This is a genomic window from Sphingobium sp. JS3065, from assembly GCF_026427355.1.
In the GTDB taxonomy this organism is placed as follows: Bacteria; Pseudomonadota; Alphaproteobacteria; order Sphingomonadales; family Sphingomonadaceae; genus Sphingobium.
Genome location: NZ_CP102664.1, coordinates 80,895 through 92,328, shown reverse-complemented (window position 1 = coordinate 92,328; position 11,434 = coordinate 80,895). Strand labels below are relative to the sequence as shown.

Annotated in this window: 10 protein-coding genes; 4 read left to right on the top strand and 6 right to left on the bottom strand. The window is 67.0% G+C overall.

Annotated elements, in window-relative coordinates:
- Position 1: 1 nt before the first annotated feature.
- Positions 2-1,048 carry a COX15/CtaA family protein gene (locus NUH86_RS00405; protein WP_267250746.1) on the bottom strand — a complete coding sequence of 349 codons (1,047 nt, stop codon included), beginning with the start codon at positions 1,046-1,048 and terminating at the stop codon, positions 2-4.
- 172 nt (positions 1,049-1,220) lie between these two features.
- Between NUH86_RS00405 and NUH86_RS00400 the strand changes: the two genes are divergently transcribed.
- Entirely contained in the window at positions 1,221-1,976 is a 756-nt protein-coding gene (locus tag NUH86_RS00400; RefSeq protein WP_267250745.1) for a FadR/GntR family transcriptional regulator, read from the top strand.
- A 28-nt stretch (positions 1,977-2,004) separates the two neighbouring features.
- Here the strand turns inward: NUH86_RS00400 and NUH86_RS00395 are convergent, their stop codons facing one another.
- The 3 genes from NUH86_RS00395 to fsa all read right to left on the bottom strand — a co-directional run bounded on the left by NUH86_RS00395 (position 2,005) and on the right by fsa (position 5,504).
- Positions 2,005-4,011, bottom strand: a complete 2,007-nt coding sequence (locus NUH86_RS00395; protein ID WP_267250744.1) for an acyltransferase family protein — start codon at positions 4,009-4,011, stop codon at positions 2,005-2,007.
- 413 nt (positions 4,012-4,424) lie between these two features.
- Positions 4,425-4,760 (bottom strand): antibiotic biosynthesis monooxygenase family protein, encoded by a 336-nt coding sequence (locus tag NUH86_RS00390; RefSeq protein WP_267252184.1) that lies wholly within the window; start codon positions 4,758-4,760, stop codon positions 4,425-4,427.
- A gap of 90 nt (positions 4,761-4,850) precedes the next feature.
- Positions 4,851-5,504, bottom strand: a complete 654-nt coding sequence (gene fsa / locus NUH86_RS00385; RefSeq protein WP_267250743.1) for a fructose-6-phosphate aldolase — start codon at positions 5,502-5,504, stop codon at positions 4,851-4,853.
- Between the two features lie 141 nt (positions 5,505-5,645).
- Here fsa and NUH86_RS00380 point away from each other — a divergent pair, with 141 nt between their 5' ends.
- From NUH86_RS00380 to NUH86_RS00370, 3 genes are read left to right on the top strand one after another with little or no spacing between them, the layout of a single operon-like run.
- The gene (locus NUH86_RS00380; protein WP_267250742.1) at positions 5,646-6,311 is read left to right on the top strand and encodes a DUF2490 domain-containing protein; all 666 of its coding nucleotides are present in this window, start codon (positions 5,646-5,648) and stop codon (positions 6,309-6,311) included.
- Between the two features lie 48 nt (positions 6,312-6,359).
- Positions 6,360-8,531: a primosomal protein N' gene (locus NUH86_RS00375; RefSeq protein ID WP_267250741.1), complete on the top strand. Its 2,172-nt coding sequence runs from the start codon at positions 6,360-6,362 to the stop codon at positions 8,529-8,531.
- On the top strand, positions 8,531-8,686 hold the full coding sequence (locus tag NUH86_RS00370; protein WP_267250740.1) for a DUF1289 domain-containing protein: 156 nt from the start codon (positions 8,531-8,533) through the stop codon (positions 8,684-8,686). Before NUH86_RS00375 ends, NUH86_RS00370 begins: the two co-directional genes overlap by 1 nt.
- A gap of 62 nt (positions 8,687-8,748) precedes the next feature.
- Here NUH86_RS00370 and NUH86_RS00365 read toward each other — a convergent pair whose 3' ends face one another.
- Both NUH86_RS00365 and ada read right to left on the bottom strand, forming a co-directional pair.
- Complete coding sequence (locus NUH86_RS00365) at positions 8,749-10,257, bottom strand: hypothetical protein (RefSeq protein WP_323748996.1); 1,509 nt, start codon at positions 10,255-10,257, stop codon at positions 8,749-8,751.
- 91 nt (positions 10,258-10,348) lie between these two features.
- Positions 10,349-11,410: a bifunctional DNA-binding transcriptional regulator/O6-methylguanine-DNA methyltransferase Ada gene (gene ada / locus NUH86_RS00360; protein ID WP_267250739.1), complete on the bottom strand. Its 1,062-nt coding sequence runs from the start codon at positions 11,408-11,410 to the stop codon at positions 10,349-10,351.
- Positions 11,411-11,434: the final 24 nt, after the last annotated feature.

The window sequence follows — 11,434 nt, the reverse complement described above, 5'->3', positions numbered from 1 at the left end:
TTTACCCCCGCCGTTCGCCCAGGCTGTGCGCCGCCCAGGCCGCCGATGCGACCACCAGCGCGCCGACCGCCTGGTGCAGCACGGCCAGCCACAGCGCGATGCCGCTGACGACGGTGGCGATGCCGAGCGCGATCTGCGCGCCGACCGCCGCGTTGAGCGCGATGGAGGGGCCGCGCTGCCCCGCCTGTTTCGCCATGCGCGCGAGCATGATGAGCAGGATCGCGGCGACCCAGGCCCACCAGCGATGGATGAAATGGACCAGATAGGGATCGCTGGAGAGGGTCGCCCAGAGCGAGCCGAGCCACTCTATCCCCTGCGGCACCAGATGGTCGTTCATCAGCGGCCATGTGCTGGAGACATAGCCCGCGTCCAGCCCGGCGGTGAAGGCGCCGAACATCAACTGCACCAGCAGCGCCAGCAGCGCGACCACGGCGAAGGGGTGCAGCATGGCCGGTTTGGCGAAGGGCGTCCTGGACCGGGTCAGCAGGTCCAGCGCGGTCCAGATCAGCCCGCCCATGATGAACAGCGCCGTCAGCAGGTGCACCGCCAGCCGGTAATGGCTGACGTCGGTGCGCACCGACAGGCCCGATTCCACCATCCACCAGCCGATGGCGCCCTGCAATCCGCCGAGCGCCAGCAGCGCGACGAGGCGGAAACCATAGCCCCGCGGGATCGCCCGTTTCCACGCGAACCAGAGCAGCGGCAGCGCGAAGGCCAGGCCGATCAGCCGCCCCAGCAGCCGGTGCACCCATTCCCAGAAGAAGATGAACTGGAAATCGCCCAGCGTCATGCCCTGCCGCAACTGCTGATATTCGGGTATCCGCTGATAGTCGCGAAACGCCTCCATCCACTGGCCGTGGGTCAGCGGCGGGATGGCGCCGGCGATCGGTTTCCATTGGGTGATGGACAGGCCGGATTCGGTCAGGCGGGTGATGCCGCCGACGACCACCATGCAGAAGACGAGGACGGCGACCGTCAGAAGCCAGCGCGCAATCGGCGCCGGGCGGGGGACGGCGTTGGCGGGGCGGCTAAGGGTCAGCGCGGTCATGGGGCCGGTTCATGCGCGCTTGTCGGGCCGGTTGCAAGAATAACCCTGTGGGACAAAAGGTCATACGGGTTGGGCGCAAGGGGAGGATCCGGGTGCGTGGCGGACGCCTTTTCTTGTGGACGGCATTGCCCTACGGCGGTGTTCGGGGAACGATAGAGGGGGAGCCGGAACGTTGGGGAGGGAGCGCAAGGAGGTGACGGGGTGCAGATTTGCGGCGGAAGACGGCGCGCTGCGTATTCACCAGGCCATCGCCCGGCGGTTGGGCACGGCGATCCTGACCGGCGTCCACAAGCCCGGCGACCTGTTCGAGGGGGAGATAGAGGCGTCGGAACGGCTGCGCGTATCACGCACCGCCTATCGCGAGGCGGTGCGCATCCTGGTCGCCAAGGGGATGCTGGAAAGCCGGCCCAAGGCCGGAACCCGCGTACTGCCGCGCGCCCGGTGGAACGTGCTGGACCCGGAGATGCTGGCCTGGATGTTCGCGGGGGAACCTGAGCGGGATTTCATCCGCGACCTGTTCGAACTGCGCGGCGTGATCGAGCCGGCGGCGGCGGAATTCGCGGCGCGGCGGCGGACCGACGAACAATTGGCCGTCATGACGCAGGCGCTGGAGGAGATGGAGGAAAAGGGCCTGTCCACCCCCGAAGGCCGGGCGGCGGACCAGCGTTTCCACCACGCGATCCTCGTCGCGACCCATAATGACGCATTGGTCGCGCTGGCCAGTTCGGTCGGGGCGGCGGTGGGTTGGACCACGACCTTCAAGCACCGCCAGAATCTGTGCCCGCGTGACCCCCTGCCCGATCACAAGGCGGTGCATCAGGCCATCGCCAGCCGCGACACCGCCGCCGCGCGCAACGGCATGATGGAATTGCTGCGGCTGGCCATGGCCGACATGGACATCGCCCCGCCGGAACCGTGCAGGAACTGACGACGGCCCTTCGCGCCGGAAAGGGACTTCAGCCGGGCGAAGCGCCGACGGGCCGCATCGCCCGATAGACCATGCCGCTCAGCAACAGGCTGCCCTGGCGGGACAGATGGTCGTCGTCGGAATAAAGCGGCACGCCATGCGCTATCGTCGCGCACTGGCCGGTACGGCAGAGAAAATGATCGGGATAGAGGATGTCGGCCGCGAAACGCCGCCGCATCTCGTCGAAAGCGGTCAGCACGTCCCGCTGCCTGCGCAGATAGTCCGCCCGCGACAGCGCCAGCCCCGCCGGTTCGCTGTACAGTTCCGCCCGCGCCAGGCTTTCGGGCACGTTGCGGCGGAATTCCGGAACGGGCGCGACCAATATGACCCGCTTGCCCATGCCGGTCAGCGTGCCCACCGTTTCCTTGAGGCCCAGACGGAACAGCCAGGCGTCCCGGCGGATGCTCCTGTCGTCATTCTCGTCCCGGCCGAGATAGCAGGGCATCCCCCCTTCGGGACGGCGGCCATTCGCGCACAGGCCCCATCGGGACACGAGGAAGACGGTGTGGATGGTCGGGCTGTCGCGCAGCATCGCCAGCACCTGGGCGTTGAAGGCGCTGCAATCATGGCTGGGCGGCTGGTCCAGCCGGTCGAGGCCGAGCAGCGTCGGGCAGGCGGGGTAGGAAGCGATCCGGCCCGAAAGCCCCAGCGCATCGCCCGCCTGGTCGAAGGCGGGTTTCAGCGCATGGGCATGGGAATCGCCCCATAGCAGGAAGCTGGGCGCCGTGCCGTTATGCGCGCCGACCGCGCACAGCGCCCGATGCCGTACCGCCGCCATGCCCGAACAACGCTCCGGCAGATAGGCCATGCTGCGGCTGGCCGCGTCGAGCGCGGCGACCGCGGGCGTCACGCGCATCGGCAGGCCGCCGGAGAAATAGAGCAAGGCCCCTGCCCCGCATCCGGCGACTGCCATCGCCCCGGCGAAGGCGAAGGCGCGGGTGGTCGTGAAGTGGCGCGCCCTGCGAAACGGTTCTTCGATGAAGCGCCAGGAGAAGGCGGCTGCGAGGAGCGAGAGGAATATGACCAGCAATTGTTCCCGCAAGCGCCATTGGCCGTCGGTGCGATAGGCCCAGAAAACGACGATGGGCCAATGCCAGAGATAAAGCGAATAGGAGATGCGGCCGATGGCCACCGGAACCGCGCCGCCCAGCATCCGGCCGACCGCCGAACCGCCCTGCCCCGCATGCAGGATCAGCAGCGCGCCCAGCACGGGGAAGAGCGCGTTCAGGCCGGGAAAGACGGTCGCGCTGGAAAAGCCGAACACCGCCCAGCCGATCGAGGCGATGCCGCCCAGCGCGCAAAGCTGCGTCGCCCATCCGCTCCGCAACGGGGGCAGCCGACCGGTCGCCAGCAACGCCCCGGCCAGGAACTCCCAGGCGCGGGGGAAGGGCATGTAGAAGGCCAGGACCGGGGCGCGGCCGGCCAGCAGCAACGCGGCGCAGAAGGACAGGAGCGCCATCGCCCCCAGCAGGAGGCGGGTCCGTCCGCCCAGCCGGAACGCGCAGAGCATCAGGATGGGGAAGAGGATGTAGAATTGCTCCTCCACCGCCAGCGACCATGTATGGAGCAGCGGCGCTTCCTCCGCCGCGCCGCCGAAATAGCCGCTCTGCCCCGCAAAATAGAGGTTGCTGGCGAACAGGACCGTCGCGGCGGCGCTGAGGCCCAGGGCGCGATAGTCGAGCGGCAGGAGGATCTGGCTGCCCACCGCGATGGTGACGGCGATGGTCGCGAACAGGGCCGGGAATATCCGGCGGATGCGCCGCGCATAGAAGGCGGTCAGGCTGAACCGGCCCTCCGCCAGTTCGCGGGCGACGATGGAGGCGATCAGATAGCCGGAGATGACGAAGAAGATGTCGACGCCGACGAAACCCCCGGAAAAGGGCCAGAGATGGACATGATAGAAGAGCACCGGCAGGACCGCCAATGCGCGCAGGCCGTCAATGTCGCGCCGATAGGCGGCGGACGGGCGGGCTTCGACGACCGGCGGAGCGGGCAAGGCGGCACAGGATGCGCTGGCGGCGATGCTCTTTCCCTCCTTTTTTCCAGAGACTTGGGTGAGCTTTACATGGTGATAGAGCCTGTGGCGCCGGGCGCATCGGCGCATCGGGACAGGTGCGAGGGTCAAAGGTGTTAGGGGATGGCCGGAAGGCGCAAGGGAGGGAAGGAAGGCGGGCTTAGGCCATGTGGGCATTTGGGAGGTGGGAGGTGAAACCAGGCGGAGTTGGATGAGGGGGAGCGGGCCTGCGGCCCGCGCGATCCTGTGGATCGAGCGAACAGGTAAGGGCTGCCCCGCAGCCCTTACCTGTTCGCTCCCTCACCCAGCTACGACTAAGGCAGCAAGCTGCCAAGTCTGCGCAACCTCGGCCAGAGTCACGTGCCTCTGGCCGACCCTCCAGGGAGAGGGTTTAGCTAGGTCCGCCCTCCCGCCGACCGCAGGAGCAGGTCGTCGGTCACGGTCATGGTGAAGATGGGATCGGCGTCGGGCGGAACCTCCGCTATGGCGTCGACGAAGGCGGCGCGGGTTTCCGGATCGTCATAGACCATCTTGCGGTCGAAGGCCGCGCGCCAGGTCGCCTCGTCCGGCCATTCGGCATAGCCGACGAAACGCCCGTCCGCGTCCCGGTGCAGGCGGGAGCCGTAGCTGCCATATCTCTCGCGGATGAGGTCGGTGCCCCGGCGCCAGGCCTTGCGAAACTGTTCTTCCTTGCCGGGGTGGACGCGCCACCAATAGACCGCGACGAACATCATCTCTCTCCTTTTCAGGAGAGAATGATGCGCCGGGCGAGAGGTTGCAATCGCCCTATCCCCTGCCCTTGCAGGGGATAGGTCAGTCGATCAGAGAACCGACTGGCCGGTCTTTTCCCAATCGGCCAGGAAACCGGCAATGCCCTTTTCGGTCAGCACATGGTTGAACAGCGCCTTGATGACCGAGGGCGGCGCGGTCATCACGTCCGCGCCGATCTTCGCAGCTTCCAGCACATGGATCGGGTGGCGCACGCTGGCGACCAGGATTTCGGTGGCGAAGGCATAATTATCGTAGATCAGGCGGATATCCTCGATCAGCTTCATGCCGTCGAAGCCATTGTCGTCATGCCGCCCGACGAAGGGCGAGATGAAGCTCGCGCCCGCCTTGGCCGCCAGCAGCGCCTGGTTGGCCGAGAAGCAGAGGGTGACGTTCACCATCACGCCATCGCCGGTCAGCGCCTTGCAGGTTTTCAGGCCGTCGATGGTCAGCGGCACCTTGATGCAGACATTGTCGGCGATCTTCCGCAGGACGGCGGCTTCCTTCATCATCGTCTCATGGTCGAGGGCGACGACCTCCGCCGAGACGGGGCCTTCCACGATGCCGCAGATTTCCTCGACCACTTCCAGGAATTTGCGGCCCGACTTGTGGATCAGCGAAGGATTGGTGGTGACGCCGTCCAGCAGGCCGGTGGCGGCAAGTTCGCGGATTTCATGGGTGTCGGCGGTGTCGACGAAGAATTTCATGGGTCTGCTCCGAAGGCGGGTGAGCGAATCGCGCTTGCTTTAGCGGCTGATGGCGGAATTAGCCATTATTGCCAACGGCCAAAGCTTTACCGCGGCGTCCGGCTGATATTATGACGGCGGCACTTTTCCAAAGGACCGATCATGCCCCGCCTTCAGCGTCCGCGCCATATATGGGACGCGCCCCTCCTCATCGCAATGAGCGCCGCTGCTCCCGCGGCAGCCGCGACCGGCGAAAGCCAGGCATGGACCACCGAATCGCTGATCGTCCGGGCGAGCGACGCCGATACGATCCACCTTGACACCAGCCAGCGCTTCCGCCGCGATTCGTCCGGCGGCGGGCAGCAGACGTTGCGCATCCTGATCGACCATCGCGTGGCCAGGGGCGTGCAGATCGGCGGCGGCATTGGCTATTTCCGTTCCAGCCCGGAACAGGAAATGCGGCTGTTCCAGCAGGTGACCTTGTCCAGCGGAGCCTGGGCGGCCCGCAGCCGGATCGAACAGCGTTTCTTCGATACGGCGGACAAGGCAAGCTGGCGGCTGCGGCAGCGGGTGCAGGGATCGCTGCCGCTGGGCGCGGCCACGCAATGGACCCTGGTCGCCGCGACCGAACTGATGTTCCACCTGAACCGGGCGCGGCCCGGCGACAAGCTGGGCCTGGCCGTCATGCGCAACCAGATCGGCCTGCGCCGCCCGGTCGGCAAGGCGCTGAATGTGCAAATTCTCTATATGCGGCAACAGAGCTTCCGCGATGGCCGCCCCGATGCGGTGGCGCATATCCCCTGGCTGACATTGAGCTGGGAAATCTGACGCTTCTTGGCCTTGCCTCCCCCGCCCCTGCCATTAGGGAGGAAGACCATGAGTTCGCGCGCCCGTGTCATCCTGCTGAACGCCGCCCTGGGGCCGCTGGACTATCGCGTGCCGCACGGGATGAGCGCCCGGCCCGGCAGCATCGTTGTCGCGCCGCTGGGACCGCGCCAGATCGTGGGCGTGGTGTGGGAGGAGGACAGCTTCCCCGATGTCGAGACGGTGGGCGACAATCGGCTGCGCAATATCGTGGGGCCGGTCGACGCGCCGCCGGTGCCCGAAACGCTGCGGCGGCTGATCGAATGGACGGCGGACTATTATCTGGCGCCCATCGCCGCCGTGCTGCGCATGACGCTGGCGTCGATGGCCGCGCTGGAAGGGGCGCGGACGGTCATCGAATATCGGGCGACCGGCGACCTGCCGGAGCGGATGACGGAGCAGCGGGCGCAGGCGATGGAGCGCATCGGCGAGCGGCAGGGGCTGATCCGCGAGCTGGCGCTGATCGGCGGGGTCAGCGACGCGGTGATCCGCGGGCTGGTGAAGGCGGGCGCGTTCGAAGCGGTGGAGGTGAGCGTCGACACGCCCTTCCCCATGCCCGATGCCGATCATGCGCCGCCCCTGCTGTCGGACAAGCAGGGCGCGGCGGCCGACCAGTTCATCGAAGCGGTCAGGGAGCGGGCCTTCGCGCCCTTCCTGCTCGACGGGGTGACAGGGTCCGGCAAGACGGAGGTCTATTTCGAGGCCATCGCCGCCGCCATCAGGGAGGGGCGGCAGGTGCTGGTGCTGCTGCCCGAAATCGCGCTGACCGAGCCGTTTCTGGAGCGGTTCGAGAAGCGCTTCGGCACGGCGCCGGTCAACTGGCATAGCGGCCTGCGCCAGAGCGAGCGGCGGCGGGCATGGCGGGCGATTGCGGCGGGCGAGGCGGCGGTGGTGGTCGGGGCGCGGTCCGCGCTGTTCCTGCCCTATCCCAATCTGGGGCTGATCGTCGTCGATGAAGCGCATGAGGCCAGTTTCAAGCAGGAGGACGGGGTTCATTATCATGCCCGCGACGTGGCGGTGATGCGCGGGTTGATCGAGAAATTTCCGGTCATCCTCGCCTCCGCCACGCCCGCCATCGAGACGCGGCATCAGGTGGAACTGGGGCGTTATCGGGAGATCAAGCTGCCTTCCCGTTTCGGCGGGGCGGCGATGCCTGCCGTCGAGCAGGTCAATCTGCTGACCGATCCGCCGGAGCGGGGGCGCTGGATCGCGCCGCCGCTGGTCGCGGCCATGGACGAGACCATGGCGAAGGGGGAGCAGAGCCTGCTGTTCCTCAATCGCCGGGGCTATGCGCCGCTGACGCTTTGCCGTCATTGCGGATATCGTTTCCAGTGCCCCAATTGCACCGCCTGGATGGTCGAGCATCGGCTGACCCATCGGCTCGCCTGCCATCATTGCGGCCATGTCATTCCCGCGCCGCGTTTCTGCCCGGAGTGCAAGGAGGAGGATTCGCTGGTCGCCTGCGGCCCCGGCGTGGAGCGGATCGCGGATGAGGTGAAGGCATTGTGGCCGCAGGCGCGGACCGCCATCGTCACGTCGGACACGCTCTGGTCGCCCGCCAAGGTCGCGGAGTTCGTGAAATCGGTGGAGGCGGGCGCGGTCGACATCATCGTCGGCACGCAGCTCGTCACCAAGGGCTATCATTTCCCCAATCTGACGCTGGTGGGGGTGATCGACGCCGATCTGGGGCTGGAGGGCGGCGACCTGCGCGCCTCCGAACGCACATTCCAGCAGATCGTGCAGGTCGCGGGCCGCGCCGGACGGGGGCAGAAGCCGGGCCGGGTCTTCGTCCAGACCCGCATGCCGGAAGCGGAGGTGATCAAGGCGCTGATCGCGGGCGATTCGGAGCGTTTCTACGCGGTGGAGACGGCCAATCGCCGCCACGCCAACGCCCCGCCCTTCGGCCGCTTCGCCGCGATCATCGTGTCCAGCGAGGATGCCGACGAAGCCGCCGGGGTCGCCCGGCTGATCGGCAAATCCGCCCCGCAGATCGATGGGATGCGCGTCTATGGCCCGGCCCCGGCCCCGCTTTCGGTGCTGCGCGGGCGGCATCGCCACCGCCTGCTGATCCACGCCACGCGGCAGGTCGACGTGCAGGGCGCGATCCGCGAGTGGCTGGGCAATCTCACCTGGAAATCGGGCACGCGGGTCGCGGTGGATGTCGACCCCTACAGCTTCATGTGATGGAAAGCCCGTGCGTCAACATCTGCAGGCTGGACAAGGCCGGGCGCATCTGCACCGGCTGCGGGCGGACGACCGATGAAATCAGGCGCTGGACCGGCATGAGCAAGGCCCAGCGGCGGGCGGTCATGGAGCGGTTGAAGGGCTTTTCTTTCTAGAGCGGTTTTCGATCTGATTGAATCAGATCGACCGCTCTATTACTTTGTTTTAACGCGATTTCTTAAATGCCAGATGATCCCATCTGACTGGAAATCGCTCTAGCCGCCTCCGCATCGAAACGCCTCTTCATGTCCAGCGCGGCGTCGCGCATTTCGGACGGGTGCGGCGAATAGGCCAGCGGATCGAGCAGGCGGGAGGCGGCGGCATATTCGCCCCGGAATGCAAGGGCCTGCACATAGGCCATGCGATATTCCGGACGCTGCGGCAGCAGCATATAGGCCTTGGCCAGGCCGTCATAGCCGATCTCCGGCACCGGCCCGCCCTTCATCGCATGATAGCGGTAGAAAAGCGCCAGCGGCACCGGGTCTTCGGTATCGGCCCGATTCGCCTTGACGATGGCGGTCCGCGCCGCCTTCCAATCCTCCTCCCGGTCATCGTCATGCGCCCGTTCCAGCAGCACGCGCGCCCGCACGCTATGGGCGCGCGACAATCCGGGATCGAGCGCGATGGCCCGGTCGGCGTCGGCCAGCGCCGCGGGTTTTTCCTCCGCCTCCCATTCCGCCTCCGCCAGCAGCGTCGCCGCATAGGCGCTGGACGGGAATTTGGCGGCGGTAGCGCGGATATCGCTGACGATCCGAGGCAAATCCTCCGTGCGGGGATGGTGCATCAGCCGCAATTCATCCTCGACCAGCGCGCCGCGCGCCGCATCGACCGGGCCGATCGCGATCTCGCCGACCGTCACCGCCTGGGGGATGAGTTTCGATGCCGCCAGCGGACGGCGCATATAGGCCTTCAGATCCTTTTCCAGCCCGTCGATGCCGCCGGCGAAATAGCCGTCCAGCTTCATGTCCGGCACGCCGTCCGTCAAATCCTTCAGATAATGGCTGATTTCGGCCCGGCGGTCGGCCTTATACTGGTAATAATGGGTGAGCAGCCAGGCCGTGCCATAATAGCGGTCCCCATCCCGCAGCCCCAGCCCGTCCGTGTCGCGGGCGAACAGATCCTTCAACGGATAGGGCGAATCCAGAACCAGCGTGGGCGCCCGCGCCATCGGTATCAGGCCGAACTGGACCGATCCGTCCCTGGGGAATTTCACGACGGAGAAGAATTCGGCGAAACCCTCGACATACCAGGACGGATAGGCCGCCGGGAAATGATGCAGCATGAAATGATGGGTATATTCGTGGAACAATATGTCCTGCGCGCCTATGTCATATTCGCTGGTCTTCATGCCCCGCGCCAGCACGGCGTAGGCGAAGCGATCCGACGTCGTGTAGAAGCCGCCGATATTGGAATTGCGCGTCAGCGCCTTCACCTTGGCGTCGTTGGACAGCAGATAGACATGGACAGGACTGCCCGCCTCCGGATCGGTGATGCCGGTCACGTGGCGGAGCAGGCCGTCGAATTTTTCCAGCTTCTCGGCAAATTCGCGCAGCCTGGCTTCGCTGCCGTCGCTCATGATGGTGAAATGCCGGGTCTTCGCCTGCAACCATGCCGCCTGCGCCGTCTCCGGAAGCAGCGCCAGCGCGCCCGCCAGCATCAGCAGCCCGCCATACCCCCAAATCTTCACGCTAACCCCCTGCAACGGTCCCTGCAACGCCCCCGAACCAGGGCGCATTCATGGCGGATAGCCTGCTGTAAGAAAAGCGAAAAGCGTGGGTTCAGCCCCGTCTTTCCCGCTCCAGCAGGGCCTGTTTGCGCTCTGCGCCATAGGCATAGCCGCCCAGGCTCCCGTCGCTGCGCAAGACCCGGTGGCAGGGAATCAGCACGGCCAGATTGTTGCCGCCGCACGCCGTCCCCGCCGCCCGCACCGCCCCCGGCCTGCCGATCGCCGCCGCGATTTCGCCATAGGTCCGCGTCTCCCCCGGCGGTATGGCCCGCAGCGCGGCCCAGACCGCCTGCTGGAAGGCCGTTCCGCGCACATCCATCGGCAAGTCCAGCGGTTTGGCCGGATCGTCGATCAACCGGGCAACCTGCGCCGCCAGGGCCGCGAGCGCCGTGTCGGCGGGCAGGATTTCCGCCTTGGGGAAGCGCCGGCGCAGTTCCGCTTCATCCTCGTCGAAGCTGATCCGGCACAGGCCCCGCTCCGTGCCCGCGACCAGCACCGGACCCAGGCCGGTCGGCACCACCGCATGGCGAATCGCCACGCCCCGCCCGCCATCCTTCCAGGCGCTGGGCGTCATGCCCAGATGCCGTTCCGCATCGGCATAGGCGCGGCTGGGCGCATTATAGCCCGCTTCATAGATGGCGCCGGTGACGCTGCCCCCTTCCTCCAGCGCGTTTTTCAGCCGCTCCGTGCGCAGCGACCGGGCATAGGCGGCGGGCGTCATGCCCGTTTCCCGCTTGAACAGCCGGTGGAAATGATGCGGCGCATAGCCCGCATGACCGGCGACCTGTTCCAGCGAAGGCGGCGTCTCGGCGGCGGCGATGAAGGCGATGGCCGCCTCCACCGCCAGCCGGTCCCGCCCCACCTCATCGGGGCGGCAGCGCAGGCAGGCGCGGAAACCCGCCGCCCGCGCCGCATCCGGATCGGGCAGGAAGATCATATTCTCCCGCCGGGGGTGGCGCGCCGCGCAGCTTGGCTTGCAATAGATGCCGGTGGTCAGCACCGCGCCCACGAACCGCCCGTCGAAGCTGCGGTCCCGGCGCAGAAAGGCGTCCCAGCAGGCATCGGCGTCCGGCATGGGATGTGGGGGGGCTTGGGTTCGCGTCATCTCGTTCATGCATAGGGGATAGCCGCGTGGAAG

Coding starts and splice junctions, on each gene's coding strand:
- NUH86_RS00380 (WP_267250742.1), top strand. CDS start 5,646: ATGCCCCGCCTTCAGCGTCCGCGCCATATATGGGACGCGCCCCTCCTC.
- NUH86_RS00390 (WP_267252184.1), bottom strand. CDS start 4,760: ATGTTCGTCGCGGTCTATTGGTGGCGCGTCCACCCCGGCAAGGAAGAA.
- NUH86_RS00405 (WP_267250746.1), bottom strand. CDS start 1,048: ATGACCGCGCTGACCCTTAGCCGCCCCGCCAACGCCGTCCCCCGCCCG.
- NUH86_RS00370 (WP_267250740.1), top strand. CDS start 8,531: ATGGAAAGCCCGTGCGTCAACATCTGCAGGCTGGACAAGGCCGGGCGC.
- fsa (WP_267250743.1), bottom strand. CDS start 5,504: ATGAAATTCTTCGTCGACACCGCCGACACCCATGAAATCCGCGAACTT.
- NUH86_RS00375 (WP_267250741.1), top strand. CDS start 6,360: ATGAGTTCGCGCGCCCGTGTCATCCTGCTGAACGCCGCCCTGGGGCCG.
- ada (WP_267250739.1), bottom strand. CDS start 11,410: ATGAACGAGATGACGCGAACCCAAGCCCCCCCACATCCCATGCCGGAC.